The organism is Moritella sp. JT01 (genome assembly GCF_001574435.1).
In the GTDB taxonomy this organism is placed as follows: domain Bacteria; phylum Pseudomonadota; class Gammaproteobacteria; order Enterobacterales; family Moritellaceae; genus Moritella.
Window position 1 is genome coordinate 407,234 of the sequence record NZ_LOCN01000007.1, and the last position, 26,876, is coordinate 434,109.

Here is a 26,876-nt window from a genome sequence, read left to right on the forward strand (position 1 = left end):
ATCTATGGAATTAAGAGTCGATTATTGCTGTTTATGAAGGCTTAGATTATGTTATTAATAACGTAATTGGATTGAAGCCATATAGTTGCGACCTTCACCAATGATAGTTTTCTTTTGACTACCACCCGCTAGATAATCCGTATCAAACAAGTTTTCGATGTTGAAACGTAATACTAGGTCCATGTCTTTATCGTAATTAATGGTGTGAGCGATACCAGTATCAAAACGCGTGTAAGCATCTTTCTTATAAGTATTCTCTGCATCACCAAAGCGTTCACCAACATAGATAGCACCTAAGTTAACGTCGGTATTGTTAGCAAATGAGTAGCGAGTCCAAACACTTGCTGAAAACTCAGGAACATCAGCAGGGCGTTTTCCATCAAGCTCTGGTTTAAGTTCATGATGAATTTCAGCATTTAAATAAGTCATTGAACCGCTAAGTGAAACAGCTTCAGTTACATAACCCATCGCACTGAATTCAGCACCACGGTGAATTTGTTTACCTGCTTGCGTGGTTTCAGTTACACTGCTACTTATATCTTTTTTAATAACAGTATTTTCTTGAGTTATATCAAAAATAGCACCCGATACAAACAGTTGGTTATCCATTAATTCCCATTTCGAACCAAGTTCATACAATGTCCCTTTTACTGGATCAAGCTCCATACCATTGTTGATATCTTTAGAACTATTAATAGGATCTTTTGGTTCAAAGCTTTCTGAGTAAGTCGCATAAATCGAACCATTCGCTTTCGGGTGATAAATAAGGCCTAATTTCGGTAATACATTGTTATAAGTATGCTTCTCGTTTACTTCACGGTCAAAACGTAAACCAGCAAGTACTTGCCATTGATCGTTAATCGTTGCCATATCCTGTACATAAATACCGTATGAATCACGTTCAGTTATTGATTTAGTCTTATCATTTTCAGCATTTGTACCACTTGGCTTGTCAAATGGCTGACCAACAACACCAGTCAAATCATCACTACTTTCACTTAATTTTGAATAGTAGTAACCTAACCAGTTTGCACCAATTAATGTTTGGTGTTGCATACCAAATGCATCGAATTCACCGACAAAGTCAATAAATGCAGTATTAAATACCCAATGATCAAGGCGGTCGTATACTTGATAAGTTACTTTACCAGTTGTCGGGTCATAACTTTTTGGGTTAGTAAAACTTTCTGTATCACGGCGTCTAAAATCTTGGTTGTTATAACCTAATTTCATGTTCCAGTTGTCAGATAGCTGTGCAGCAATATCAAAACCAACATTCTCAACGTCATTTTCAATGGTTGACCACTGTGCATCCCAGATGTGCTCTTCACCAAGTACAGGCTTTCCATCTTTAATATAAGCACCTGAATCAACACTGCCGTTATCGTTAGTACGATCGTAATGCACAGATACGGTTACTTTGTCATTTAAGTCGTAATCAACAAACAAACCACCAACAAAACGTTCTGTCGATGGTGTACTACCATCGCCATATGTACGCCATGAATCGTAGCTTTGCTTAGATACAATCGCACGGGCACGTAATGTTTGGTCATCATTCAATGAACCACTTACATCAGCAGTAGTACGAGAATCATTGTTAGACCCTAAATCTTGGCTAATATTAATTTGGGTTTCGTAAGTTGGCTTTTTAGCCACCATGTTCACTAGACCGCCTGGCGCTGATTTACCGTAAAGTAGACCTGCAGGGCCTTTTAATACTTCAACACGTTCTAGTAATTCAATAGGTTGACGGTAATGCGACCAATGCTGCTTACCGTCACGCAAGAAGCCACTGCTACTTTGTAAATCAAAACCACGTAGCTTGAACGATTCACGGTTACGGCTTACACCACCAGCAGAAATACTTGAATCATTTTTAAGTACGTTACCTAGTGTGCTTGCTCTTTGCTCATCAATTAGCTGCTCATCAATAACCGTTACTTGCCCTGGAGTTTCAAGCTGAGTCGCTTCAACACGCATTGCAGTACTATTTGTATCAACTTTATAACCATAATCACGACCTACAACTTCCATGTGCTCATCTGTTTCTACCGTTTCAGTAGAGTAAGCACTTGGCGCTGCAAGTACTGTCGCTATTACGACAGCTAATCGAGTTTTACAAAACATATTCCGTTATCTCCGATTCATTTTTTCATTAATTTAAATTTCACGCCTACTGCGGTAGGTCGATTTGATGAACAGGATTCTAATTGATAATCATTACCATTTTCATCAAATTTACATTCTTTGCATTTGTAGCGAATGTAAACATGAATGAAACAAATAAACAGGATACTTATTAACCAGTGGCGCACATAAAAACGGCTTATTTCAATATAAAATAAGCCGTATTCATAAAACTTTAGTGATTAATAGCTATTATTGGATAGGGAAACGTAATTTTACCGTGACGCCATTATTTACATTTAGTTCCGCAATGGCTTCGCCGCGCATGATAAGCATTGCTTCCTTTACAATCGCAAGTCCAAGTCCGTAACCACCAGACTGTTTATTTCTCGCTTGTTCAATACGTACAAACGGATCAAAAACACGGCCTAGTTGCTGTGCAGGTATACCGATGCCATCGTCAGCGATAACAACCTCTACATATTGGTCTTGTTGACTAACAGTTAATACGATAGCAGCATTATCCCCCGCATACTTAATCGCATTATCAAGCACATTTTTTATCGATCTTAAACATAAGCGACTATCAGCAAGTACCATAGGCGTCGTATTATCCAGCTCGACTTGCAGTGATTGTTGTGGTTTTAAATCCATTTCATTCTGCATCACCTGGATCTGACACAAGGATTCAAGCTGTGTTGGCACCAAGTTAACCGATACGTTTTCATGCCCTAAGCGACTAAACTCCAGAATCTCACTGACAAGGTTATTCATTTCAGCTGATTCATTATCCAGTTTATCTAATAAATCACCGACCTCATCAGGACAACGTTTACGTAATAAATGCAAGATCAAACTATGCCTTGCGAGTGGCGTTCTTAATTCATGAGAGACGTCGGTAATGAGCTTTTTCTGTTTACCAATTAAATGATTAATATGTTCAGCCATATCATCCAGATCTTGCGCAAGCTGATTAAACTCGGTCACGCTATTACCCACTTTATGAGATGCCCGAATGCTAAAATCTCCTTCAGCAAGGCCGCGACTAGCCGCTTGTAAACGATGTAACGGTTGTTGTAAATGCCGCGCGAGTAATAATGAAAATATAACCAGCAATATACTAGTGATGATAAATTGGATGGCCGCAAAGTAATAAGGGAAGTTATGTGCCGGATGTTGCTTATCGGAAAACTGAACGATTAACTGATAGCCTGGTCGCAAGGGTAATGCAATAACAGGCTTATTCACTTTATTCTCTAAAATTGTATCAAGCGGACGAATATAACGTAACTTAAACTTAAAATGTGGGTGCATAACACGCGTACTCACTTCTTCAAGATCATCACTAAGTACAAATAAATAGCTTGATTGTGCCTCTTCCCATTCTGCAAGTTTATTGCGATCGATATTCCCTTCACTGTCTTTATTGTCAAGTAATCGGTTAGCCTGCTCAGCAAGATCCAACATTTCAGTTTTAACCGTTGCAGGCAGATGCAACAGCACGCGAACCAACGCCATTTCAGCGATACTCTGTAGACTGAGAATTAAGACAAGGGTAATCGCAAAATAGCTAAATAATCGAAATGCCAATCCTTGGCGATCACCTAAAAAAAACAATTTCTTTGCCGTTTTGATACACTCTAGACTCATATCGCCATACTGCCGACGTGTTCAAAAAAGCTATAACCTTTGCCGCGTACCGTTTTAATATGTAATTTAGACAGACCAGATTGCACCATTTTTCGGCGAATATTACTAATGTGCATATCCAAATTACGATCAAATGGGCATAAATCTTTCTTTAATACTTGTTTTTGCAATTCACCTTTCGATACCACAATTTCATGGCGTGACACGAGGTACTCAAGTAATTCAGCTTCTGTACCAGTCAGTGATAGACGTGATAGTTGTGTGAGGATTGAACTTTCACCACCCAGGTTTTGTCTTTGCTTTTCTAAACCAACACGACGTAACATCACTTGAATACGCGTTAATAATTCAGGTACATGATAAGGTTTCGCAATATATTGATCTGCACCGGCTTGCAAGCAATCAAGCATTGCCGTTTCATCCGCTAATGCAGTCAACATTAGAATAGGTGTAGCAAAGCGCTGGCAGATACGTCTTGCCACTTGCAAACCATTAATATTGGGAAGCATGACATCGAGTAATACGAGGTCAACAGGGTGAGACTGTATGTAATCGAGCGCGGTTTCACCGCAATGCACACTGTGCACCTGATAACCATCTTCCATTAAAACTTCAGTGAGTAATTCACACAGTTGTATATCATCATCCACGATGAGAATTTGCGACACAGTTAAAAACACCTTAATAGTAACAATTCGTATTAGTATTTTAATGAAGAACAGACTGAAGTACAACACACATTCAACCACGTTTGATTAAGATCAACACCATAAAAAGCACATTGTTGCTATTTAACTATAATTTATCAGGCTATTTCATTAATTTTAAACTAGATTTGTAGGGGGCAGCTACAGACATTTGCTAGTTTGCAAATATACATAAAATATGGATATATAATGTTTAGTGTAAAAAAAGACCTATCGTTAAAAGTTAGCCGTGGACACACACGCTTTCACTATTGGGATCAATTTCCCATCTTGTATGTGAGTAAGTTAGGGCTCTTTGATTTTTTTAAAATACCCATTGAAGTACAAAACATATCGCAATCGGGATTACTGGCAAAAGTAAAAACAAAAAGAAGATTCACTGTAGATGAAAACTTAATTATGGAGTTTAATAACTATTTTACTGACGTAATCAAAACAACAATAGTGCGATGGGATCCAGAGCAAGATTTACTTGCTATTAAATTCAGCAGGGAAATAAAATTAATAGAACGCATCGCACTGAGGTGTAATATCGATTAATCCCAATCTTCGGCAACAAACTGGATCATCAATTCATCATTTAGATACATATTTAAAAATGGCCATTGCACTTGAATGGCGTTCACAACACCAAGTGCTTGCTGTAATTTTTGCTCAACAGCATTCGCATTTGGATCTGCACAAGCCATTAGCGTTGAACCGACAGGCCCTAATTTTAATAAGGCATTCTGCAATTTTTCATCTTCAAATAAATGCTGTACCTGACCAAACATATTATTACAGCCAGAGAAGCCAGAAAAACGATCACCAGAAATAGTAATATTAGCGGGTTGCTCAAGCATTAATGGATTAACGCCATCCAAACCAACAAGTTGTTTAAGATTCCACTTTCGGTTTTCCGTTAACATGGTATTGGGCGCATAATGACGTGGGGTTTTATCTACCTCGGATATCAATGTATACGATAAACTTGACGCGTCCGCAGGCGGATTTCCCACTTCTGACGTCACCACAGACAACTTATAAAAAGAGCCAGGTACAAATTCAAAACCAGCAATATCGTTATAAAACAATTGCCACTCACTGGCCTTACCATCAATCACTTGATTAACAACCAGACACTGCATAGGCACAATACCCTGACAGGCGACGCGTTCGGGGGCAACCCAGTACGTTTCATTTGTCGTTATTTCACTATTTTCAACATCGCCGCTCGTATCAACCGCAGCACTGCTATCACTTGTACTCGAACACCCAATAAGTAATCCGCTTAATATTCCCGTTAATAATAACGATGCTGGCAATTTAAATTTCATATTGATAAACCTTTTCCCGTTTTCCACTAAACTTAGTACTTGAATTCAAGTGTAAATAACAACTGGTTTCAACTCGTTGCCAAGCCCTAAGGATTGTTATGCATCCACTCTCGCACCCGTTCATAAGACTGTGTGTTTTCTGCTATTTATACAGTATGGCATCGTATAGCCATAGTAGTTCAGTCATTAACGTCGGAAGTTATCATTGCCCTCCTTTTGTAATGAGCTTACAGCAAAATGGTACGCCACAAGCCACCAGCACAGGACTGAGTATTTTATTATGGCAACGTATCGCCGATAGTATCGACCTACAATATGAAATGCGAGATTACACTTTAAAAGGGTTATTAAGTGCCGTTGAAAATGGCAATATAGAAGTGGGAATATCCTGTATTACTATTACGTCTGAGCGTGAATTACTCATGGACTTTTCACACTCATTTTATGAGACACACCTAGCCATTGCAGTAAAACAAAAAGGCTATCTCGCGTCTTTTATCGATATCATCACCAATACTACATTATTATTTGCTGTTGGTATTATTCTCATATGTGCAGGGCTTATCGGCTGGATATTTTACCTGCTCGAACATAAAGTTAATCATAAACTGTATTCAATGCCATCAGCAGGATCACAGTTATTAGAAGCCTTTATTCTTGGTCTGCTATTCATCACCAAAGGTCCTTTCAACTATTTTGAATTTAAAACCTTGAGCGGACGGGTATTAACAGTGTTTTTAGCCATTGCATCCACCTTATTTATTGCCAGCATTACCGCGATGCTAGCCAGTACCTTCACCTTGGGGTTGCTCAATACTGATATAAAAAGTCCATATGATCTAATCAAACTTAATGTCGGGGCCACAGTCTCGACCACATCTTCTATTTATCTTGATAGTTTAGGTATAATACATCAAACGTTTACGAACCTTGATGATATGCTAATTGCACTTAATGACGGGAAAATAGACGCTATCGTTGATGATGATGCGGTTTTAAAGTACAAGCTGAAACAAGAAAAACAGCAAGGACGTTATCAGCAAATGTCAGTATTACCTTATCAATTCGAAAAACAAAATTATGGTTTAGCGATTAAAGACAATAGTCCTTACACCGAGCAATTAAACCGAGCATTGCTCAATGTTCGTCAAAGCCCTGAATGGCAACAAGCCCTCAAGCAATACTTTGCCGAGTATTAATCAGTTAAATTACCTAACAATGCTTCGCAGCTCGCTTTCATCATCAATAACTCTTCTTTCGGTAAACCGGCCTGACAAAACATATTGATAGGAATATCTTTTGCTTGCTCCTTTAAGGCTAAGCCAGCATCGGTTAGACACAGTATACGAGCACGCTCATCTTCTTTACTTCGCTCTCGACGAATAAGCCCTTTCAACTCTAAGCGCTTTAACAAGGGTGTTAACGTACCGGAATCAAGGTGTAATTGTTCACCTAATACCTTCACACTAATTTCATCTTTCTGCCAAAAAACCAACATAGCTAAATACTGTGGGTAAGTAAGATCGAGTGCTTTTAACATTGGTCGATATGCACGAACCATCGCATTCGTCGCACTGTATAACGCAAAACAAACCTGATTATCTAAGTGCAACATAGTCTCTTCATTCATTTCTGACATCAGGATAACCTCTCTTAACTGCCTTGCGCACAATATACTTAACTTTTTATAAATGTCGACCGATTTTCAAAAATATAACAAGAATGGTTAAGTAAATAGCAACTGATGCCGATAATACAAAAGGACGATAAATGCGATGACTTAACTATAGTCAAATGGTCATCTCAAGGATAAAGAATAACTATATAATTAATAAGAAAAATAAATTATCTCTTATGACAATTACGGTCTAATTATTGCTTAAGAATATTCAGCGGGATCTATTTTGCCGCTATAAATTATAAACGACTAAAAAGGCAGATCTAAGCTATGTTTAATTTTTTTAACACTAATAAAGTCCCTCTTGGACAAGTTCTTATCTCAGAAACAGACTTAGCGGCACTGCAAAGTAAAGCAAAACTTTTAGACCAACTACAAAATAGTAGCGCATTATCTATTGCCCAAGAAATCACTCAAAATGCACACAAGGTCAATAAATCTTCGGCAAGCAGACTTAACAACATAGAGCAAAGTTTCGATTTGATTCAAGGCTTTATGGAGCAGTCAAAAGGTATAGAAAACCTTTCAAATGATTCATTTAATTCTACACAAAGTACCGCAAACATCTCTCAAACAGGTATTCAACAACTTGAAAAATTAACGGGTAACATCACCAACTCTGCACAATACATTGCTGAGTTTACCGTGCTGTTAGCTAATCTAGATGAAAACAATAAAAACATTGGTCAACTAGTTGACTCTATTAAAGGCATTGCCGACCAAACCAACCTACTTGCTCTAAATGCGGCAATTGAGGCGGCACGAGCAGGTGAACATGGTCGTGGATTTGCCGTGGTGGCCGATGAAGTACGCGCACTTGCAAATACAGCAAACCAATCTGCAGACCAGATCCAAGGTGAAATGAAAAAAATCATGGATATTTCAGCGGCGATCATTGATAAACAAAAACAAGTAACAAATATTATTGATGACAGTGTTGATATCGCGACAGTGACAATGCAAAGTTTACAAGAGCTAGTATCTCAAGCTAATTCAAGTTCGAACTTAGTAGAACAAACCATTAGTCAAGTACAGCAACAGTTAAGCCATTCACACAGTATTCAAACCGGTATGGAGGCATTAATTAGTGACACTAAAGATGCGCTTAGCGGCTCATCAAGTAATGTTAATTTAGGTGAGCAACTGGTGACGAAACTGCGTTTTTAATTCATCCATATGAATAATTTTGATCTGCAAGTATTTGCTCTAGTGTATCAAGTACCTGAAGGTAAGGTTGCCACCTATGGCGATATCGCTAAGTTAGCGGGAATGCCAAGTCATGCGCGTCAGGTTGGTAAAGTGCTTAGTCGCTTACCAGCCGACAGCAAGTTGCCTTGGTATCGCATTGTGAATAGCCAAGGTAAAATATCACTGCAAGGTAGCCGTGGTGATTATCAAAGACAACAACTTGCCGCTGAAGGTATTCCCCTCTCTGTACACTGCACTATTTCACTAAAGACATATAGAATGTAGTCAATTAGCCCGGAGTAAAATTTGACATATTTTTATAATCAATGACAGTGATTTCTAATGCATCAACCTGTGCCATATCGGGGCCTTCTCGTAACCATAAAATCAGTTTATCTCGTTCAGTTTTATCACCAAAGACCTGTACTTCGACATCCCCATTTTTCAGATTGATGGCGTACCCGGTTAAACCGAGTTGCTGCGCTTGTAGCACTGTTGCATAACGAAAGCCGACCATTTGTACTCTACCATGCACTATGATCTGGTTACCCTCTTGTGACATAACCTCATATCCTCTACCAAACTTGGTCAATCTTTATTGAGTATATGTCTAGATTCGCTATTTAGACCACGTTAATTTATTCAACAAACTGATATAGCTCACAAAACCTTGGCTATCGCGAATTTTAGATACAAAAAAACCCGCAAATACTGTTTTTAAAACAACGAGTACGCACGGGCTTTATGCCTTAGCCTTTAATAGCTAAAGCCGATTAACGTAAATCGTCAACCACAGCTAGCATAGCCACTAATGATGCTTCACCAAGCTTAATAGAACGCTCTGGTGACCAACCCATCATAGGATCAGGCAAGTTATCATTGTCTTTAAATGGCATTTCCATGGTATTAGCTAAACAATCAAACTCTTCTGCTACCCAGTTAGTTGCCACAGTCATGTTGGCTGTACTTGGTGCATCGATGTCATAACCAAATTCAGATTGGAAATCTGCACTTGCTAGTTTGAACACATCAGAGAAACGATCACGTAGTTTCGCTAATCTGTCGTTATAGCTTGGCGTACCTTGTGAACCCGCTAGGAATACATAAGGTAGCGCTTCATCACCGTGTACGTCATAGAATAAATCAACGCCAGTTTCTTTCATCTTATTGATGGTATGGAATACTTCTGGGCTTTTTTCTAAGCTTGGATTTAACCATTCACGGTTAAGGTTTACACCTAATGCATTGGTACGTAAATGACCACGTGCGCTGCCGTCTGGATTCATGTTTGGTACGATGTAGAAGTTAGCTTTGTCTAATAATGCTTTACCCGTTGGGTTATCACTATCAAGTAAGCTATGCATTAAACCATCAACTAACCATTCAGCCATCGTTTCGCCAGGATGCTGACGCGCAGTGATCCAGATGTTACGTTTGCCTTCAGCGCCATCGCCAATCTTAACTAAGGTTAAATCACGCTTATCAATCGTTTCACCTAGGTGCTCTAGGCTTACTAATGGGTGCATTTGCACTGCCGCTAGTAGATCTTGATGACGTTCGTAACTGTACGGAGCAAAGTAAGCAATTTGCATTGACTCACAATCCATGTCAGCAATGATCGTTAGTTTACCCTCTTTATAGAAAGTAGGAAGACGGAACCAGTGCTGACGATCGTATGATGCAACAGCTTGGTAATTTTCCCAGCCTTCTAGGTAAGCCGCTTCGCCTGCATTAAGGATATTCAGTGTGTATTGCTCACCGACTACACCTTCAATACGGAAGTTAAACCATTGGAAAAATTCTTCACCCACATCTGGGCGAATTGCAAGTTGTACATCATTTTTGTCATCTAAATTAATGACTTCAATATTACCAGCATCAAAATTGGCGGTGATCCGCATACGACTTCCTTAATTCATTTTTGAAATTAACTTAAGCATAAACGATCCCGTTGTAACTGGGTAGAGAAGATGTTTACTAATAACGCTTAAAACCTTATTTAATTTCCAATACAACACAAAATCCAGCATAAATCATTAGATACAGGCATCTATAAGTCATAAACCGATACACCGAATAATTTAACATCTCTCTTTCCCTGCACATTTAATACCTACTTAGTTATAAATTAAATGCTGAGTGAATTCGGCGGTAGCATTAAAAGAACGGTCGTGCTAAAAGTACGCGAAAATCCTAGGGTGTTATTTAAGGAATCTACGATGAGCAGTAACATTTATTTTAATACTCGAAAAAAATTTACGATCCGTCGCAGCATGATCAATATCGGTACTCGATTACATCACAGCATTGCACCCGCTCATGCGTTAAAAACAGCGCAGAACTTACTGTTAACTCCCGTACGTAGTACATCCAAACATGAAGATCCGGTTGGGTTATTAAGATCCACACTCATGACATCTGAAGGCCGACTAAATACCTATCAAATGGGTAACGGACCCGTTTGGGTCTTAAGCCACGGTTGGTCTGGTAGTGCCAGTCAATTCTTTCCGTTGATGGAGCATATTGCCAAACAAGGTTTTACTGCGCTGGCCTACGATCATCCTGCACACGGCCAAAGTGAAGGGCGTCACGCTCACCTGCCCGCATTTGTACAAGCATTCGATGAAATCGTCGATAATATTGATGACGTAGTAGGCATCATTGCACATAGCATTGGATCGACAGTCGTCTTAGAGAGTCGTCACCCTAAAGTACAAGCCTTACCCTTCTTATTAATTGCACCTGTATTAAACTATGTTGAAAGCTTATATGACACTGTTGGTAGTTCTGGGTATTCAATGAAATTATTTGGTGAGTTGATAAAAAAAATTGAAAACAAATATGACTATAGGCTAGAGACGATCAAACCTTATAAAACACTCATATCTCGTCAGCAAAAAACCATCATAGTGCATGATAAGCGTGATAAATTTGCCAATTTCAGCACCTCAGAATTAGCCGCGAAAGAAGCTAATACTATCGACTTAGTCACAACACAAGGACAAGGACATGGCCGAGTTATTAATTGTGATTTAACGCTAGCTGCGTTTGATCGTTTAGTTTAATCCTCAATAATGGCTTACCACACCTCGGCTAAAAAAAAGCGCATCATTATTGATGCGCTAAATCTATTTACACTCACTCTTTATATTAATAATTAAAACAATATCTTACTGGCTTATTTTAAGCGCCAATGGTCACCTTACGAGGTTGCAATGCTTCTGGCACCTGACGTTGTAGATTAATCGTCAGTAATCCTTGCGCCATCTCAGCACCCAATACATGCACATGGTCGGCGAGTGCAAATTTACGGCTAAAGTCCGCTTGATTAATACCTTGATGCAATAATGTTGATGTGACTTCTACTGGCTGATTTTTACCGGTAATAACCAACTCATCAGCCGTCACAGTAATATCGATCTCTTCGAGTGAGAAACCAGCTAGCGCCAGTGTGATTTGATAATCTAACTCACCTGTGTGAGTTATGTTATAACGTGGATAGTTCGTATCAACCCGTGTTTTAACCACTTGGTTTTTTGCTTGCTCACTGTTAACTTTTTCATTTTTGGCCATCAATTTTTTAGCCTTGCACGCATCTAACATACGCTGTGATGCTAATTGCTGTTCAACTAATTTTTGTGCCATGTTAGCAAAGCGATCAAAACCAACCGCGTGGCGATATAGGGGTGCGAAATCAAATGTAGTCGTTGTAGTCATCTCTATTTTCCTCAAACAATAGATAGCTATAAGCCTGCTGAGCAGCACTTATATCCCCAAGCCCTTCAGGTACTTGGGTGTAACGAGCTTAGTGAAAGAATCCCCACTAAGACGAATATAATTTATAAGGGTTAATAACACTGCCAATCTATAACAGTGTTTATGCAGTATTATTCTGCAGATAGGGTTTTAGCGCCGTTAATGGCAATTTTACGTGGTTTCATTGCGTCTGGTAACTGGCGTTCTAAATCGATATACAACAAGCCATTTCGCATGTCTGCCCCGTTGACAAAAACATGATCGGCAAGCTCGAATTTACGTTCAAAGTTACGTTCAGCAATACCGCGGTGTAAGAAAGTACGTTGATCGTCTTCTTTCGCCACAGACTCTTTCGTGCCTTTTACTAATAATTCATTATTTTGGGTTGATATATCGATATCCGCTTCGTCAAAACCTGCAACAGCCATCGTAATGCGGTAGTTATTGTCATCAAGTTGTTCGATGTTATACGGAGGAAAGTTATTACCAGATTGGCGATTTGATGCAGCCGTTTCAGCAAGTGCTGCTAAACGTTCAAAACCAATTGCACTGCGGTATAGGGGAGTAAAGTCAAAAGTACGCATAAATATATTCTCCATTGAGCAATATTATCATCGTCACTAAGCCAAATTAGTTTGCACCTAGCCATGATTTATCGTTGTTAATTATGTCTTTAGTAAATAAAAATACACTCCGTTAGGCAGCTATTTTTATTTATTGATTTTTTATTTATTAATATAGTGTATTCATCACTATCGGTTTTCATGTAGGCCTCGTAAGCGCCTAATTAATAGATGTGGATTACACGATTTGTTTTCAAGTAAAAAGCTTAAATTAATTCCAATTAAAATGTAAGGCAATGAAATACAAGCAATAAATGTTTTAAGTTTATTACTTATATTTTGCCTCTATTATTATCATTAAAATTGCATGCTATTTTCGTGTGATTTATTCTCATTCACAGAAGCGTTATCCATCAGCGCATACAGATCATCTTTTTGACGACTATCACGTCGTGCACGTTTATGAGCCTTACGATCTGATGACGTAATGCCGTCATCGTCAACACGCTGAGCCGATTTTTTTTTAAACTTCTGATCTAATTTAGCTATGTTCTTTCCTGCTTATCTCTTTCATTAATAATATAAAAGTAAAATTGTGACGCTTGATTACAAATAAATTTACCATTGTCATTAAACTGTCAACATCCGCCGTTAATTTAGAGACCAACAAAGTCTGTAATTAAAATTATAAAGATTGAATATGACATAGCTGTGACAACATGAAGATTCCAATGCAGTCATAAATACTGCTAACGATTGTTGTTACACGGTTAATTTAACGAAAGGTAATCGATATGAGAAGCATGGGTATATTTTTAGATGAAGTGCATTTTCCACTTGGTTTTCAACAACAAAATGCGTTTAATTTAGATGAATCAAAATTATTAGAACATTACGGTTTAACAATGCAGCGACTACAAGAAGGCGAGCTTTTGCCCACCACTGCTGACGAACATTTCTTTCTCGCAGAGCTTGATGGTGAATTTGAATTAACCTCTGATTTTGCGCGATGCTGGCGTAAATATAATCATAAGATCAGCCACCCTCATTCATTACGCAATACGGCACATAAGCGCAGTGCAAAACAACCCAGCCGTGATTACTTTGTGGATGAAGTATCTACTCTAGAAGACATTGATAGCACTTATGACGAGTTAGATCTGGATTCATAATCAGCCCTCACACCTCATATTTAAAACGCACCTTATATTAAGGTGCGTTTTAGTTTTAAGCACAATAAAGACAGGGTCTGTAGAGTAATAAAATGTACTTTTTGCGGTTTTAAGCAATACAAACAAGCTATATATGTATAAAATACAGTAATAAACCATCATTAGTTGTGCGATAACATCATTAAGGAATTTCCATGGATTTTATTCAAGTACCACTCACTGTATTTTTAGTTTTCGTCGCACCACTGTGGCTAATTTTAGCCTATCGGAGTAGACGCCAAAGCAATCAAGGGTTATCAGAGAAAGACAAAGACAAGTTACAAACATTGATTAGCCGTACCGAGCAATTGCAAGATCGCGTCATCTCGTTAGAACAAATTTTAGATGAAGAATCACCGAAATGGAGAGACCGATGAACGCTAAATCCTTATATCGAGACACCGAAAATGGCAAGATCGGCGGTGTGTGTGCGGGCTTAGCTGCCACCTTCGGGGCTGAGGTTTGGCTTGTGCGATTACTGTTCGTATCCTTGTTTTTATTCACCGGTTTCTTTCTCGCCATTCTGATTTATATCATTGCCTGGTTATTGCTCGAAAAAATGCCGATTGAAAAGCAGCAACAACGAAGCATTTATGCCAACCATTCGATGAAAACGAAACCATGGCAACAAGGTCATACGGCAGAAAAACTGCTGGATAATATTACCGCAGAGCTCGATGATATTGATCAAGGTCTGCAGAAAATGGAAAATTATGTTATTTCTTTTTCATTCAAAATGGATCGTGAATTTAAGCAAAAATAGCAACAACCGAATCAGTTTTATCCCCTATTCGTTGACAACAAATTAAACGTAATCAATAAAACAAGGGATAAAACAAGCTATTGCCGACATTAAAGCGCCAAGCTCAGTATATTTATGCTACCTTGGCGCTTTCTGTATCTATTCCTACCTACTTCTTATTAATTTGGAGAAAACCATGTCGTTATCTATCAAACCTGTGGCTATTGCGGTACTCGGAGGTCTACTTACCATGGCTGGCCCTGCTTATGCTGAAACCATCAAACTGCGTATTCTAGAAACGACAGATATTCACACCAATGTCATGGACTATGACTATTACAAAAACAAGCCGACAGAAAAAACAGGCCTTGTACGTACTGCCACATTGATAAAAGAAGCCCGTGCTGAAGTAACCAATAGTGTACTGGTTGATAATGGTGATTTATTGCAGGGTAGTCCAATGGGCGACTACATGGCAGATAAAGGCCTTAAACCTGGCGACGTACACCCTGTTTATAAAGCAATGAACCAGCTTGGCTATGAAGTAGGTAATTTAGGTAATCATGAATTTAACTACGGGTTAGACTTCTTAAAAGAAGCAACGAATGACGCAAACTTCCCCTATATTAATGCGAATGTTATCGATCTTAAAACCGGTAAAAACATGTTCACCCCCTACATTATCAAAACAAACACGTTTAAAGATACAGACGGCGTAGAGCATCAAGTTAAGATTGGTTATATCGGTTTTGTACCACCGCAAATCTTAATCTGGGACAAGAAAAACCTAGAAGGTAAAGTTGAAGCGTTAGACATTAAACAAACCGCCGAAAAATTTGTACCGCAAATGAAAGCGGAAGGCGCAGACATTATTCTGGCGATCCCACATTCAGGCGTATCTGCTGACCCGTATAAAGTGATGGCTGAAAATTCAGTGTACTATCTAACACAAGTACCAGGTATTGATGCGATTGCATTTGGTCATTCACACGCTGTATTCCCAAGTAAAACATTTTCTAAAATACCGGGTGTCAATATCGAAAAAGGCACAATCAACGGTATCCCAGCGGTTATGCCTGGTCGTTGGGGCGATCACGTCGGTATCATGGATTTGGTATTAGACAAGCAAGGTGATTCTTGGAAAGTAATCGACGCACAAACCGAAGCGCGTCCTATTTTTGATAAATTCACTAAAAAACCATTAGTAGCCGCGGATGAAAAAATGGTTGCCGCAGTACAAGCTGATCACAAAGCAACACGTAATTTTGTTAACCAACCTATCGGTAAAGCAAATGACGTGATGTACAGCTTCCTTGCACTAGTACAAGACGATCCAACAATCCAAATCGTTAACCTTGCACAACAAGATTATGTAGAACGCTTTATCCAAGGTGACCCTGATTTAGAAGGCATCCCAGTACTTTCTGCGGCGGCACCGTTTAAAGCAGGTGGCCGTGGTAACGATCCAACGAACTTTACTGAAGTTGAATCTGGTCAGTTAACATTCCGTAACGCAGCGGATCTTTACCTTTACCCGAATACGCTAGTCGCCATGAAGGTCACAGGTAAAGAAGTGAAAGAATGGTTAGAATGCTCTGCAGGTCAATTCAATCAAATCGATCTAAACAGCACTGCTCCACAAGACTTAATTAACTGGAATGAGTTCCGCACATACAATTACGACGTCATTGACGGTGTAAAATACAGCATCGATTTATCGCAACCTGCACGTTATAACGGTGAGTGTAAGCTGATCAACCCTGACTCAAATCGTATTACCGACTTAACGTTCGAAGGAAAACCCGTTAACCCTCTCCAACCTTTCATCGTAGCGACCAATAACTACCGCGCTTACAGTGGTAAATTTGCGGGCACAGGCGAAGCGTTTGTTGCATTTGCATCTCCTGATGAAAACCGCACTGTACTGGCAGATTACATTAGCCGCGTCAGTAAAGAACAAGGCCAAGTAACACCAAGTGCAGATAACAACTGGCACTTCACACCATTACAAAGCGACAAGAAGCTAACGATTACCTTTGAAACAGCGCCGGGTGACAAAGCCGCACAGTTCATCAAGGACAAAGGCCAATACCCAATGCAATACATTAAAGATGATAAACTTGGCTTCGCTGTATACAGCTTAGACCTACAAAACCTGAAATAATCTTTACTTCAGGTAGTGTCTGCACCACCTTGATATAAAATACCGCGGCTAGTCTGCGGTATTTTTATAGCTGGCGACAATCACATATATTATTCGCGTCTTCAATAGACATCGTACTTATTTTTCTATTCTCAAATTCTTTTTTACCCGTCTCTCCTTGTTGTAAAAACATCAACCCACCAACACTTGAAAAAGAAACCATCAACAATACTAATAGTTTTTTCATTTTATATTCCCTTATTTAATTTGATGTTTATTACTGTAATCTCTTGATTAAATTAAAACAAACGCATACTTTTGATAGCACACATTCAATTTATTGATGTATTAAAAGGATTTAATCAATGGACATTGATGCACTACGTAGCTTTATAGCATTTGTTGATACGGGCAGTTTTACACGAGCGGCGAAGCAAATTTGTCGGACACAAAGTGCGATCAGCATGCAAATGAAAAAGCTAGAACAAGAAGCGAATCAGCGCTTATTTATCAAAAAAGGTCGGAACTTATCATTGACCACCGAAGGTCAAGTATTGGTTAGCTACGCACGACGAATTTTAGCATTACACGATGACGTGCTTGCCGAATTCGCGACAGTTAAACATAATCGACCACTCATTATAGGCTGTCCAGATGATTACGTTGTCAGTGTCTTACCTAAAATTATTCAATTAATACAAGACAAAACCCCGAATCAAAAATTTCGTATACATTGTGACAACACGGTAAAGTTACGCATTATGCTCGATAATGGAGAAATAGACTTAGCTATTATTACGCGTGCACCAGAAAGCCAAGAAGGTTACTTATTACAAAATGATAAAGCCGTCTGGGTATATTATGGTAATCATGAGTTACTGACTCAGCCCACATTACCCTTAATTCTCTTCGAAGAAGATTGCAAAGTACATTGCGCTGCTGTCGATGGTCTTGATAAAATTAACCGTAAATACAACATCATTTGTATCTCACCCAGTGCGACAGCGATCAAAGCCATCATTAAAAACGGCACAGGGATTGGTGCGATGGTTGCGTCCACCGTACCTGACGATTTCACCATCATAAAGGATCCAAGCTTACCGCATCTCGCCGCTGTTGATATTGTTCTAGCGCTAACGTCAAACCCTCATCCACATTATACAGCAGCTGAAGTGGCGCACTTAAGCGCATTGTATCGACACAGTATTCTTGAAGTTCCCCTCGCTGAAGTAAGGGTACTTCATCAGTAATGACAACATTGAACATGCTAAACTTTAATACCACAACGCCATGCTGTTATTTTCTTTCTGAGCTGGATAAGAGACAATGACCATTAACATATCATTTAAGGCTATTACCTATGTCAAACATCCTATTACTTGCCAATTTGAACTGTGATCGAGTATTACAACTGGATAGGCAATTAACGACAGGTGGCCGCCACTATTATGCTGATCATGGCCGACGATTAGGTGGAGGTGGAGCCAATACTGGATTAGGCTTGGTTTATGCGGGACATAAAGTAGCCCTGGTCAGCCAAGTTGGTAATGATAAAACCGCAGACTGGTTATTAGCAGAAGCCAGTCTGCAAGGATTAGATTGCAGCTTATTGCAACGCAATGAACTCGATACTCCCGAGTTATTATTAGTCATGACACCCGATGGTGAACGCACTATTATTCGTCCACAACGCCCCATTTTCACGCTAGGTCCAGCACCCAATTTTAAACATTGGCAAGCGCTATACGTTAACTCATCAGCAGTCGGCACTGAGCTTTGGGCTCAATCCGCACTTGAACACACCTTGGTGATTGCTCAGTTAGCTAAAGACAACCGTTTACGCCCTTGCCACGTCTTAATCTCCTCTCGTTCAGACCTCTTTAATCATGGTATTGATGTGAATAATAGCGAAGAATTATGGTGCTATGGTCAGTCCATCGCAGGTCAAACCTTACGTTATTTTATTCTAACTGATGGTGGAAAAGGCGCTGTCGCTTATCGCCACCAGCAGCATATTTCAATTGCAGCAATCTCAACTAACGTCGTTGATACTACAGGGGCTGGCGATGCATTTGCATCTGGGTTAATCCATGGATTACTGAGTAATCAAGATATTAAAAAAGCCATGATAACCGGGTCCCAATGGGCCGCAATTGCAGTCGCAACGGCAAGCTCCATTCCAGGGACTGAATTACAACAACATTTAAACAAATAACCCTTTACCTTAATCACATAATCAAAAAACCTAAACGCGAACGATAATTACTATCATTTAAACTTGCATCTTCTTTTGTAATTCTTTATTATCCCACTCCCAATTTAAAACACAAAAAAACTAAAAAAAATGAAAAAAACAGCATTATCTATCGCTTTTGCAAGCTTATTCCTCAGTGCATGTGACGATTATAACTCAACAGCACCACAAGTAACTACGCCATCAGTGACTACGCCGCCAGTGACTACGCCGCCAGTGACTAAGCCGCCAGTGACTAAACCATCAGTGACTAAACCATCAGTGACTAAACCATCAGTGACTACGCCATCAGTGACTAAACCACCAGTGACTAAACCTCCAGTGACTAAACCTCCAGTGACTAAACCTCCAGTGACTAAACCTCCAGTGACTAAACCTCCAGTGACTAAACCACCAGTGACTAAGCCACCAGTGACTAAACCACCAGTGACTAAGCCACCAGTGACTAAGCCGTCAGTGACGACGACAACTGCGCATATAAAAACCAGTGATATAACACTTGTATCACCAACAATGGTTAGTTTTATCGCCCCCGGTGTTACCGCTACCAACCTCAGTGAAATAACAGACATCAAGGCTAATTTTGGTGAAGCACGTGTTGATCAAACGACAGGCGCTATAACTTTCCAACCTTATGTTCCTTCTACGAGTAATCCTTTAAGTGCTGAGATTATTGCAGCCCAGAACGATTATCAATTTGCTATTAGCTATCAAGTTGAGAATACAATTTATCAACTTGATGGTTCTGTCTTACCGTTATATAAAGATCAATCGAATAAGCCAGCACTACGCTTTAGCAAAGTGAGTCAAGATGGCACACCTTTATCACCAGAAGACCAAGCGCGACCAGCAAATGTTAGTGATTGGAGTTGCATAACAGATAACAAAAGTGAGCTGATGTGGCAAGTACCTCAAGCAAATGGTACATACGCGTTTGATGCAACCTACTACTGGGGTGATCGAACAATCAATAATCGTGATTATAGCGAAGCAATCTGTGCACTTGGTGGTAGCTGTAATACCGATAACTTGGTTGCAGAAGCAAACAAACAAAAACTGTGTGACCGTTCAGGCTGGCGTTTAGCCACACGCGCTGAGTGGCAAACCCTGCTAGATAAAAATTTATTTGATGAAGATACAAAACAGTCTCCGGTTAACAACTTCTACTTCCCTTATATCGACTCTAATTACGACGAAGCTTACTGGACTAATTCATTTACCCTTTATCCAAATGGTCATGATATCAAAGCTACAGCTGATGATTGGCAGGGCTCAAATCCACTTGTGGGCGATGCACATGTGATGTGGATGGGTGAAGATTTTGATTTTGCTAACATGCCTCCGCGATCAACAAATGAGCCTCATTTTACGATGTTAGTAAACGGTACTGTTATTCCTGATAAAAAAGGCAATGACGTGCCAAAATTATCAACACAATTAACACCGCAAAACATAGTCGAAGGTGTTGACGAAAATCTTAATTGGCAATCACGTTTTGTTAAGCATGGTACTCTCGGCCAAGCGCTTACATTACAAGACAGTACAGATTGGACTTGTACATCTGACCTTGAATACAGAGGCGTGTTACCAAATACGCAGATTCTATGGCAACGCATCAGTAAAAATGAACCACTGAAAAACCACGCTCTGGCTGTGGAGTACGCCGAAATAATCAACAAAGCAGCATTGTGCGGTCAAACTAACTGGCGCTTACCAACAGAAAATGAATTAAAAAGCCTATTAGTAAATACACCTATGTATGGAATGGACAGTTTACGCGCGAGTTATATAACGAGCGTGTTTGATGACACTAACGTAGGCAGTGACAGTTATTACTGGACTTCGACTATCAGTTCATACCATCCAAAGACAAAACACTTTGCATTCGCATTCCAAGATAGCTGGTCTGCTAGTAGTCGGATTGCAAATACCGAAATGCTTCGCGTACGCCTGATCTCTACAACGAGATTGCAACCATAATGCTAAAATATACATTAAAAAGTATACAGCGCCTGTCAGTGATCATCATTGGCTGTGCGTTATTGGCTGCATGTGGTGGGGACTCTGGCACTGGTTCTGGCACTAGCACTAGCACTAGCACTAGCTCTGGCTCTGGCTCTGGTTCTGGCACTAGCTCTGGCACTAGCACTGGTTCTGGCACTAGCACTGGTTCTGGCACTAGTACTGGCTCTGGCACTAGCACGGGCTCTGGCACTAGCTCTGGCTCTGGCACTAGCTCTGGCTCTGGCACTAGCACTGGTTCTGGCACTAGCACTGGTTCTGGCACTAGTACTGGCTCTGGCACTAGCACTGGTTCTGGCACTAGTACTGGCTCTGGCTCTGGCACTGCTAAACCGCTGGAATTGAACCCTCGTATACAGCTAACCCAAGGGCGTACGACTACTCAGCAGTACGCCTTAACGTCAACGCAAGCGTTACGGCTGATTCAGCCAGGCCTATATGGTAATGCCAGTGTTCAAGGTAATACTTTTACCTATCAGGCAAATGCCGATGCACAGGGTTCCGACCATGTAAAATTGGCCATAATATCAAGTGATAAAATTGAGACCATCAATTGGCTGATTAGAGTGAATAAGCCAACGCCTCGCTTTGCAACATTAACGCTCGGTGACAGTAGTCAGAATAAGGAATGGCGGTGCCTAGCAGATAACAATATTCATCAAGGTGTCGTTTGGGCAACGCCACTACAACCATCAATGCAAACTTATGCTTGGGGTGATTGGCTACCGACCTTGCCTGCTTTTGAAGCTCAGTGTCAGTTCACAGACAGTGATGGCAACAGTCAAGCTTGTACAACAGATTCGCTTGTTGAATACGCGAATCAACAAAACTGGTGTGGCCGCGATGATTGGCGTTTACCGTCAGGCTATGAAATGAAAGGATTAATCAGTGAGCAAGATTACGCATTAGCTAATAATCAAGCCGCCATTGACCCTTACTTTTTTGCTGCAACTGGTTTTGAGACTTACTGGTTAGCGAATGATAATAATCAGTCACATGCTGACAATATTGCACCGACGTTAAATTTTGCGACTGGCCGCCATACGGCAATGATGCAAAACAAGCGTAAACCTAAATCAGTCATGCTTGTTAGTGGTATCAAACGTGATACGACACTGCCATCAGAACAAAAGAAGCCACAAGCAGAAAAAGACAGCTTTATACGTTTAGATAACAGCGGTCAGCCATTACCTAAAGCACTACAAGATGATAATTATGCTGATACCCCTTGGCGTTGTTTAGATGATACACGCGGATTAGTACGTGATAACTTCTATTTACGCGATAAGCAGTTCTCTTATGTATATTGGTTAACGCCAAATCCACAAGATATCACTAACACCAGCCAGCAGTTAGCAATACAAGCAAGCGTACCAAAGGCTGTCTCAGATATTAATCAAGCCCAATTTTGTGGTCGTAATGACTGGCGGCTACCCACAGCCGATGAGTTGGCAATGTTACTGCATAAAGGTGAACAAGACAGTGATTACAGCTTACTATACAAAACATCACTCAACAGACCTGAAACCGGTGATTACTGGGTTAAAACAGGCTCTAGTTATGGCCTGTACAGCTTACCAACAACGGCGAGTTTACAACCAAAGTCAACAACTAACACAGACACTGGTCGTATTTTATTAATTGCAACAGAGTTTGAAAACAGAGCGACAGAAGATCCCCGCTCAGTGAGCAACCACGCTCAACCTAACTTCAATCGCTTACGACAAGAGTACGCGAGTAATAGTGATCGTTGGCCACCCCCGTTTGTCGATGATATGTCGAGTTATCAAGAACTGGGCACTATGCCTAAACCAAGCTTCCCTAACGAAAACCCTTATAGTGAGCTAAAAGTCGCATTAGGGGAAAAACTCTTCTTCGACCCCTTTTTATCTCAAGCAGGTGATGTGTCATGCTCTAGTTGTCATGACCCTAAATTAGGTTGGGGAGACGGGCAAGAGGTTTCCATTGGCCATGACCGTCAACGTGGCAAGCGTAACGCCCCGACGATTGTAAACAGCGCATTCTTACCTGTGTTGTTTTGGGATAGTCGCGCAGCAACATTAGAACAACAAGCACTAATGCCAATTCAAGACCCAGTGGAAATGGCTGAAACTTTACCGCGTTTACTTTCACGACTCAATGCACATGCACAATATCCAGCCTTGTTTAAACAAGCATTTCCGGAAGGTGCGATGAGTGCTGATATCACAGAACAACAATTAGGAATGGCACTCGCCACATTCCAACGAACGATTATTAGTAACAAAAGTCGTTTTGATTCATTTGTGGTTCAGGCTGATAATACAGGTAATACTAGCGCACTTTCTGATAAAGAACTGTGGGGGTTAGACATCTTCCGCCGCAATGGCCGTTGTGTTAATTGTCACATGGGGGCTGAGTTTACGGATCACAAAATGCAAAATGTCGGACTGACTTATTATCAAGGTTTTTATGAAGATCTGGGATTGTATAATGTGGATGGCAAACCAAGCAGTGTCGGTAAATTTAAAACACCGTCATTACGTGATGTGATGAACAATCACCCCTGGTTCCACAACGGTTTACTCGATACGATGGAAGGTGTTATCTCAATGTATTCGGCTGGTATGGCAGATAATGCACCCTTTGGTTGGGATAAGTATGACCCCACTTATCCGGTATTATCAAAGAAAATTAGGCCATTAAATCTAACGGTTACGGAAGCTGAAGCATTACAAGCCTTTTTAACCACAATCACGGCACCGACGCCTCAAAAGCCAGCGACTAGATTTGAGTTAGGAATCCATTAACATAACGCTATTATCGGCTTAAATTATTAGTAGGTGTTTATTATAGACACCTACTAATTTAGCCTCTTGATAGCAATAACTTTAGCGCTCACCAACGAGATACAGATAAGTGTGCTTAGCACTGTACTTAGGCGACATATGCACCCCATAAAAACAAGGCACTTTGTGCTCACAAACTTCGTTTATCGCCTCAAAACCTGCGTTTATTTTTCGTATTGAAATGGGCTCTTTCGTTACAATAATCATCGCGGCAGAATCCGCTATCGTATCGTTGGCAGCAAGATTCAATGAGTTCTCTTCGCAAGATGTTTCAAAAAAACGGAGTGATTTAGAATGTGACACCAATGACGAAATATCACTGATATCAAATTTAAGCAGCTGATTTTGATTCAGCACTGTCGCCATATGATTAACAAACCGTAATGCGGTTAAACTATCCCGTTTATCAAGCTCATCGATATTCAACCAAATAGTCGCAATATAATTATCCTCAATAATTTTACGTCGAGAAAGATAACCAAGTTGATTGACATTTTTTTGCTGATAAATAGCAACAATCAAATCTGATTGCAGTAAATTGACATCATGCGCGATTGCATCTTGCGCCGTAATGAATTGCATATCGATATCGTCATTATTCGCAATATCAACCAATAATGGATGTGGCTCAATAAATGATAACACCGTGATATTTGAAATATCATCATTGCCGTGCGTCGGTTGGATCATGATTATTCCCCTTTCATACCCTCAACTCATAAGAATATTATGGGATAAAAATGCACGGCCTGTTCAAAATTACGCTTTAAAATAGATAATCATCTCTTTATAGGCATCATGTTAATAATAGACAAGACAAAAGTGATGCTTAATTAACAAAATTGTTTAACAAACAACCTATTTATGCGACTCCCTGTAATGTCCGATTAATCCAATCCATTAAAAATTAAAAAACCTGCACAATTCATATTAATTGTGCAGGTTTCGTTTATATCAATAACGTTTAGTCGTATTACTTATGCTTCGTTATTAAAATATACCTTTGTTTTTTTATCACGCTTTCTTGCAAGGCTATTCAGGTGCAATCCAGATAAAGTCAACGCAATACCCGTGATCGAACCGATTAAGGCTAATGAACCAAACCAAACCAAACCAACAAGCGTTAAGGTTTCCGTTTTCACTTCTTTATAATGGTCAACATTATCAATATAAGAAGCCATACGATAAACCTGATTAGATAACGCCATTGTGTTCGCTTCTATTTCAATCACGCGAATATCATAACGTAACTTCATATTCATTTGCTTGATCTCTTTGATGTAGTCTTTCTCATTCAAGAACTGAACATCTGCTTGATCACGCTTAATCTCTAAGTTACGTAACGCTATGGTTTTATCCTTAACCAGTTTTCTTTGTTTAACCGCTAAATTACTATTACTCGCACTCACCGCATTTCTATAGCTACGACGAAGTTGCTTCACGTCTTCGTTTTTCTGCTGGATCATGTCATCTTTCAATCCAAGTAAATCCGCATAATAATCGTCAAGGAATTGAACAGACTCTAAATCAGGGCTGTTATCTTTAACAATCATGGTGTTGTTATTAATTTTGTTAAGCTGAGTTTCAACATGGCGGATCTTTTCATCGTAGTCTTTTTTCACTGTAGCTGAAGTAAAGAAATTCGAATCATCTAACGCAACAATCTTGTCGGCATTCAGTTTATCAAGCTGAGCCAATAAACGGTTACGTTCAGATTGTACTAAATCAGCGTTACCTTGAGTACGTTCCATCGATGATTTAAAGCGCTGCTCTTTCTTCTGTGATAGCTCTTGTAGCAACTCTGACTTATCAACTTTAAGCTGAATTAATTCCTCTCTTTTTGCTGCTAAAGCACGACTTAACTGTGGAATATTTTTTGATAAGCGCTTATTACGTCTTACTTCACTGGCGTATTGCGATGTATAGTTTGCCTTGACCGTAGTGGTGTCGTAGTCAATTTTTTGAGTTTTAATATTGTAGTCTTGCAATGCAATTTCAATATTTTCTTCATTAATTTTGATCTGGTTTTCAATTTTACTGATCTCAATTTCACTGATGTTAATTTGACTATTAATCGATGAAAAAGCACGTTCAAAACCATTAAGTAAGGTTTCAAATGTGATCAGACACAAGAAACTAATGATCAACAGGTACATAGGGAATGATTTACGTGAATGCCAAAGTCCGATCACAAAAGGGATCTTGGTCAATTCCACCAGCGAGATCATCACAAAAGGCGCAGCTAATGTAAATGCACTGGACAAATCATTGTCACTTGTCATTAATGATATTGAAATACAAAGACCGATAAATACAACGATAATCTCGACTAACCAAGCGATTTTACGTAAAAACCGGCTATGTTTACTCAAGTCTTCGCCTTCATCATCCCTAACTTTACTGGTATTCAGACCAGCTCCCATGATATCGCTCATTTGTTGGTAACACCTCAATAATAAATAAAATAATACTTCCACTTAGCTACTTCGATGTAACTTTTCAGTGGGAAAAATAACCACTGAATTTTCATTCATTAAAGACACAGCCGAGTACAAATTAATAACGCACTAAATTAACATGTATAGCGCTATAACTCTATGCCTGCTTACATTAAGCTTACACTATGTCGTTTACGACAAAAAAAATAAAATATAATATATTGATAAAGATCACGGAGAATATGAAAAA

At 39.7% G+C, this 26,876-nt stretch carries 26 protein-coding genes; 13 read left to right on the top strand and 13 right to left on the bottom strand.

Going from position 1 to position 26,876, the window contains the following annotated elements:
* Nucleotides 1-54: 54 nt before the first annotated feature.
* The 3 genes from AKG98_RS08480 to AKG98_RS08490 form a co-directional block, all read right to left on the bottom strand.
* A complete protein-coding gene (locus tag AKG98_RS08480) occupies nt 55-2,130 on the bottom strand; it encodes a TonB-dependent siderophore receptor (protein ID WP_067044185.1) in 2,076 nt (691 codons plus the stop codon).
* A gap of 252 nt (nt 2,131-2,382) precedes the next feature.
* The gene (locus AKG98_RS08485) at nt 2,383-3,780 is read right to left on the bottom strand and encodes an ATP-binding protein (protein ID WP_067044188.1); all 1,398 of its coding nucleotides are present in this window, start codon (nt 3,778-3,780) and stop codon (nt 2,383-2,385) included.
* The gene (locus AKG98_RS08490; RefSeq protein WP_067044192.1) at nt 3,777-4,448 is read right to left on the bottom strand and encodes a response regulator transcription factor; all 672 of its coding nucleotides are present in this window, start codon (nt 4,446-4,448) and stop codon (nt 3,777-3,779) included. Before AKG98_RS08490 ends, AKG98_RS08485 begins: the two co-directional genes overlap by 4 nt.
* Nucleotides 4,449-4,676: 228 nt before the next feature.
* Here AKG98_RS08490 and AKG98_RS08495 point away from each other — a divergent pair, with 228 nt between their 5' ends.
* A complete protein-coding gene (locus tag AKG98_RS08495) occupies nt 4,677-5,027 on the top strand; it encodes a hypothetical protein (protein ID WP_067044195.1) in 351 nt (116 codons plus the stop codon).
* On the opposite strand, the gene AKG98_RS08500 is transcribed toward AKG98_RS08495, so the two are convergent.
* On the bottom strand, nt 5,024-5,803 hold the full coding sequence (locus tag AKG98_RS08500; RefSeq protein ID WP_067044198.1) for a DUF4377 domain-containing protein: 780 nt from the start codon (nt 5,801-5,803) through the stop codon (nt 5,024-5,026). The two genes, AKG98_RS08495 and AKG98_RS08500, sit on opposite strands and share 4 nt — an antisense overlap.
* A 98-nt stretch (nt 5,804-5,901) precedes the next feature.
* On the opposite strand from AKG98_RS08500, the gene AKG98_RS08505 reads away from it, so the two are divergent.
* Nucleotides 5,902-7,002 carry a transporter substrate-binding domain-containing protein gene (locus AKG98_RS08505; RefSeq protein ID WP_067044201.1) on the top strand — a complete coding sequence of 367 codons (1,101 nt, stop codon included), beginning with the start codon at nt 5,902-5,904 and terminating at the stop codon, nt 7,000-7,002.
* Here AKG98_RS08505 and AKG98_RS08510 read toward each other — a convergent pair.
* Nucleotides 6,999-7,442, bottom strand: coding sequence for a MarR family winged helix-turn-helix transcriptional regulator (locus AKG98_RS08510; protein WP_067044204.1), 444 nt, complete (start codon nt 7,440-7,442; stop codon nt 6,999-7,001). The genes AKG98_RS08505 and AKG98_RS08510 overlap by 4 nt on opposite strands.
* 534 nt (nt 7,443-7,976) lie before the next feature.
* Between AKG98_RS08510 and AKG98_RS08515 the strand changes: the two genes are divergently transcribed.
* Together AKG98_RS08515 and AKG98_RS08520 are read left to right on the top strand one after the other, a co-directional pair.
* Entirely contained in the window at nt 7,977-8,648 is a 672-nt protein-coding gene (locus AKG98_RS08515) for a methyl-accepting chemotaxis protein (protein ID WP_369814922.1), read from the top strand.
* A 9-nt stretch (nt 8,649-8,657) separates the two neighbouring features.
* Nucleotides 8,658-8,954 carry an MGMT family protein gene (locus tag AKG98_RS08520; protein WP_067044209.1) on the top strand — a complete coding sequence of 99 codons (297 nt, stop codon included), beginning with the start codon at nt 8,658-8,660 and terminating at the stop codon, nt 8,952-8,954.
* Between the two features lie 4 nt (nt 8,955-8,958).
* Here the strand turns inward: AKG98_RS08520 and yccX are convergent, their stop codons facing one another.
* Together yccX and AKG98_RS08530 are read right to left on the bottom strand one after the other, a co-directional pair.
* A complete protein-coding gene (yccX, locus tag AKG98_RS08525) occupies nt 8,959-9,231 on the bottom strand; it encodes an acylphosphatase (RefSeq protein ID WP_067044212.1) in 273 nt (90 codons plus the stop codon).
* Between the two features lie 211 nt (nt 9,232-9,442).
* A complete protein-coding gene (locus AKG98_RS08530; protein WP_067044216.1) occupies nt 9,443-10,570 on the bottom strand; it encodes a M14-type cytosolic carboxypeptidase in 1,128 nt (375 codons plus the stop codon).
* Between the two features lie 318 nt (nt 10,571-10,888).
* Between AKG98_RS08530 and AKG98_RS08535 the strand changes: the two genes are divergently transcribed.
* Complete coding sequence (locus tag AKG98_RS08535) at nt 10,889-11,734, top strand: alpha/beta hydrolase (protein ID WP_067044218.1); 846 nt, start codon at nt 10,889-10,891, stop codon at nt 11,732-11,734.
* Nucleotides 11,735-11,852: 118 nt separating this feature from the next.
* Here AKG98_RS08535 and AKG98_RS08540 read toward each other — a convergent pair whose 3' ends face one another.
* Nucleotides 11,853-12,386: an Hsp20 family protein gene (locus AKG98_RS08540; protein ID WP_067044221.1), complete on the bottom strand. Its 534-nt coding sequence runs from the start codon at nt 12,384-12,386 to the stop codon at nt 11,853-11,855.
* Nucleotides 12,387-12,556: 170 nt separating this feature from the next.
* Nucleotides 12,557-13,009 (bottom strand): Hsp20 family protein, encoded by a 453-nt coding sequence (locus AKG98_RS08545; RefSeq protein WP_067044225.1) that lies wholly within the window; start codon nt 13,007-13,009, stop codon nt 12,557-12,559.
* Nucleotides 13,010-13,782: 773 nt separating this feature from the next.
* Here AKG98_RS08545 and maoP point away from each other — a divergent pair.
* The 4 genes from maoP to AKG98_RS08565 all read left to right on the top strand — a co-directional run bounded on the left by maoP (nt 13,783) and on the right by AKG98_RS08565 (nt 17,105).
* Complete coding sequence (maoP, locus tag AKG98_RS08550) at nt 13,783-14,160, top strand: DUF413 domain-containing protein (protein ID WP_067044228.1); 378 nt, start codon at nt 13,783-13,785, stop codon at nt 14,158-14,160.
* Between the two features lie 194 nt (nt 14,161-14,354).
* Entirely contained in the window at nt 14,355-14,576 is a 222-nt protein-coding gene (gene pspB / locus AKG98_RS08555; protein ID WP_067044231.1) for an envelope stress response membrane protein PspB, read from the top strand.
* A complete protein-coding gene (pspC, locus tag AKG98_RS08560) occupies nt 14,573-14,962 on the top strand; it encodes an envelope stress response membrane protein PspC (RefSeq protein WP_067044234.1) in 390 nt (129 codons plus the stop codon). Before pspB ends, pspC begins: the two co-directional genes overlap by 4 nt.
* 175 nt (nt 14,963-15,137) lie before the next feature.
* The gene (locus tag AKG98_RS08565; protein ID WP_067044237.1) at nt 15,138-17,105 is read left to right on the top strand and encodes a bifunctional 2',3'-cyclic-nucleotide 2'-phosphodiesterase/3'-nucleotidase; all 1,968 of its coding nucleotides are present in this window, start codon (nt 15,138-15,140) and stop codon (nt 17,103-17,105) included.
* 64 nt (nt 17,106-17,169) lie between these two features.
* Here AKG98_RS08565 and AKG98_RS22205 read toward each other — a convergent pair whose 3' ends face one another.
* Nucleotides 17,170-17,331 (bottom strand): hypothetical protein, encoded by a 162-nt coding sequence (locus AKG98_RS22205; RefSeq protein WP_157534092.1) that lies wholly within the window; start codon nt 17,329-17,331, stop codon nt 17,170-17,172.
* Nucleotides 17,332-17,449: 118 nt separating this feature from the next.
* Here AKG98_RS22205 and AKG98_RS08570 point away from each other — a divergent pair, with 118 nt between their 5' ends.
* Nucleotides 17,450-18,334 (top strand): LysR family transcriptional regulator, encoded by an 885-nt coding sequence (locus AKG98_RS08570; RefSeq protein ID WP_083543918.1) that lies wholly within the window; start codon nt 17,450-17,452, stop codon nt 18,332-18,334.
* Nucleotides 18,335-18,444: 110 nt separating this feature from the next.
* Nucleotides 18,445-19,299, top strand: coding sequence for a PfkB family carbohydrate kinase (locus tag AKG98_RS08575; protein WP_067044242.1), 855 nt, complete (start codon nt 18,445-18,447; stop codon nt 19,297-19,299).
* 188 nt (nt 19,300-19,487) lie between these two features.
* Here the strand turns inward: AKG98_RS08575 and AKG98_RS22210 are convergent, their stop codons facing one another.
* Nucleotides 19,488-19,910 carry a hypothetical protein gene (locus tag AKG98_RS22210; protein ID WP_157534105.1) on the bottom strand — a complete coding sequence of 141 codons (423 nt, stop codon included), beginning with the start codon at nt 19,908-19,910 and terminating at the stop codon, nt 19,488-19,490.
* On the opposite strand from AKG98_RS22210, the gene AKG98_RS08580 reads away from it, so the two are divergent.
* Both AKG98_RS08580 and AKG98_RS08585 read left to right on the top strand, forming a co-directional pair.
* The gene (locus tag AKG98_RS08580) at nt 19,852-21,318 is read left to right on the top strand and encodes a DUF1566 domain-containing protein (RefSeq protein WP_157534104.1); all 1,467 of its coding nucleotides are present in this window, start codon (nt 19,852-19,854) and stop codon (nt 21,316-21,318) included. The two genes, AKG98_RS22210 and AKG98_RS08580, sit on opposite strands and share 59 nt — an antisense overlap.
* Entirely contained in the window at nt 21,318-24,149 is a 2,832-nt protein-coding gene (locus AKG98_RS08585) for a cytochrome c peroxidase (protein WP_228140254.1), read from the top strand. Before AKG98_RS08580 ends, AKG98_RS08585 begins: the two co-directional genes overlap by 1 nt.
* Before the next feature lie 81 nt (nt 24,150-24,230).
* Here AKG98_RS08585 and AKG98_RS08590 read toward each other — a convergent pair whose 3' ends face one another.
* Nucleotides 24,231-24,878, bottom strand: coding sequence for a hypothetical protein (locus AKG98_RS08590; RefSeq protein WP_067044245.1), 648 nt, complete (start codon nt 24,876-24,878; stop codon nt 24,231-24,233).
* Nucleotides 24,879-25,165: 287 nt separating this feature from the next.
* Complete coding sequence (locus AKG98_RS08595; RefSeq protein ID WP_067044249.1) at nt 25,166-26,623, bottom strand: hypothetical protein; 1,458 nt, start codon at nt 26,621-26,623, stop codon at nt 25,166-25,168.
* Nucleotides 26,624-26,876 lie beyond the last annotated feature (253 nt).

What these genes read in the sequence shown, in the direction of transcription:
- AKG98_RS08575 (WP_067044242.1), top strand. Translation starts at nt 18,445, where the DNA reads ATGTCAAACATCCTATTACTTGCCAATTTGAACTGTGATCGAGTATTA.
- AKG98_RS08480 (WP_067044185.1), bottom strand. Translation starts at nt 2,130, where the DNA reads ATGTTTTGTAAAACTCGATTAGCTGTCGTAATAGCGACAGTACTTGCA.
- AKG98_RS08590 (WP_067044245.1), bottom strand. Translation starts at nt 24,878, where the DNA reads ATGATCCAACCGACGCACGGCAATGATGATATTTCAAATATCACGGTG.
- AKG98_RS08485 (WP_067044188.1), bottom strand. Translation starts at nt 3,780, where the DNA reads ATGAGTCTAGAGTGTATCAAAACGGCAAAGAAATTGTTTTTTTTAGGT.
- AKG98_RS08545 (WP_067044225.1), bottom strand. Translation starts at nt 13,009, where the DNA reads ATGCGTACTTTTGACTTTACTCCCCTATACCGCAGTGCAATTGGTTTT.
- AKG98_RS22205 (WP_157534092.1), bottom strand. Translation starts at nt 17,331, where the DNA reads ATGAAAAAACTATTAGTATTGTTGATGGTTTCTTTTTCAAGTGTTGGT.
- AKG98_RS08595 (WP_067044249.1), bottom strand. Translation starts at nt 26,623, where the DNA reads ATGAGCGATATCATGGGAGCTGGTCTGAATACCAGTAAAGTTAGGGAT.
- maoP (WP_067044228.1), top strand. Translation starts at nt 13,783, where the DNA reads ATGAGAAGCATGGGTATATTTTTAGATGAAGTGCATTTTCCACTTGGT.
- pspC (WP_067044234.1), top strand. Translation starts at nt 14,573, where the DNA reads ATGAACGCTAAATCCTTATATCGAGACACCGAAAATGGCAAGATCGGC.
- AKG98_RS08535 (WP_067044218.1), top strand. Translation starts at nt 10,889, where the DNA reads ATGAGCAGTAACATTTATTTTAATACTCGAAAAAAATTTACGATCCGT.
- AKG98_RS08495 (WP_067044195.1), top strand. Translation starts at nt 4,677, where the DNA reads ATGTTTAGTGTAAAAAAAGACCTATCGTTAAAAGTTAGCCGTGGACAC.
- AKG98_RS08520 (WP_067044209.1), top strand. Translation starts at nt 8,658, where the DNA reads ATGAATAATTTTGATCTGCAAGTATTTGCTCTAGTGTATCAAGTACCT.
- AKG98_RS08515 (WP_369814922.1), top strand. Translation starts at nt 7,977, where the DNA reads ATGGAGCAGTCAAAAGGTATAGAAAACCTTTCAAATGATTCATTTAAT.
- AKG98_RS08540 (WP_067044221.1), bottom strand. Translation starts at nt 12,386, where the DNA reads ATGACTACAACGACTACATTTGATTTCGCACCCCTATATCGCCACGCG.
- AKG98_RS08580 (WP_157534104.1), top strand. Translation starts at nt 19,852, where the DNA reads ATGGTTAGTTTTATCGCCCCCGGTGTTACCGCTACCAACCTCAGTGAA.
- AKG98_RS08530 (WP_067044216.1), bottom strand. Translation starts at nt 10,570, where the DNA reads ATGCGGATCACCGCCAATTTTGATGCTGGTAATATTGAAGTCATTAAT.
- AKG98_RS08510 (WP_067044204.1), bottom strand. Translation starts at nt 7,442, where the DNA reads ATGTCAGAAATGAATGAAGAGACTATGTTGCACTTAGATAATCAGGTT.
- pspB (WP_067044231.1), top strand. Translation starts at nt 14,355, where the DNA reads ATGGATTTTATTCAAGTACCACTCACTGTATTTTTAGTTTTCGTCGCA.
- AKG98_RS08585 (WP_228140254.1), top strand. Translation starts at nt 21,318, where the DNA reads ATGCTAAAATATACATTAAAAAGTATACAGCGCCTGTCAGTGATCATC.
- AKG98_RS08500 (WP_067044198.1), bottom strand. Translation starts at nt 5,803, where the DNA reads ATGAAATTTAAATTGCCAGCATCGTTATTATTAACGGGAATATTAAGC.
- AKG98_RS08505 (WP_067044201.1), top strand. Translation starts at nt 5,902, where the DNA reads ATGCATCCACTCTCGCACCCGTTCATAAGACTGTGTGTTTTCTGCTAT.
- AKG98_RS08570 (WP_083543918.1), top strand. Translation starts at nt 17,450, where the DNA reads ATGGACATTGATGCACTACGTAGCTTTATAGCATTTGTTGATACGGGC.
- AKG98_RS08565 (WP_067044237.1), top strand. Translation starts at nt 15,138, where the DNA reads ATGTCGTTATCTATCAAACCTGTGGCTATTGCGGTACTCGGAGGTCTA.
- AKG98_RS22210 (WP_157534105.1), bottom strand. Translation starts at nt 19,910, where the DNA reads ATGTCTGTTATTTCACTGAGGTTGGTAGCGGTAACACCGGGGGCGATA.
- yccX (WP_067044212.1), bottom strand. Translation starts at nt 9,231, where the DNA reads ATGTCACAAGAGGGTAACCAGATCATAGTGCATGGTAGAGTACAAATG.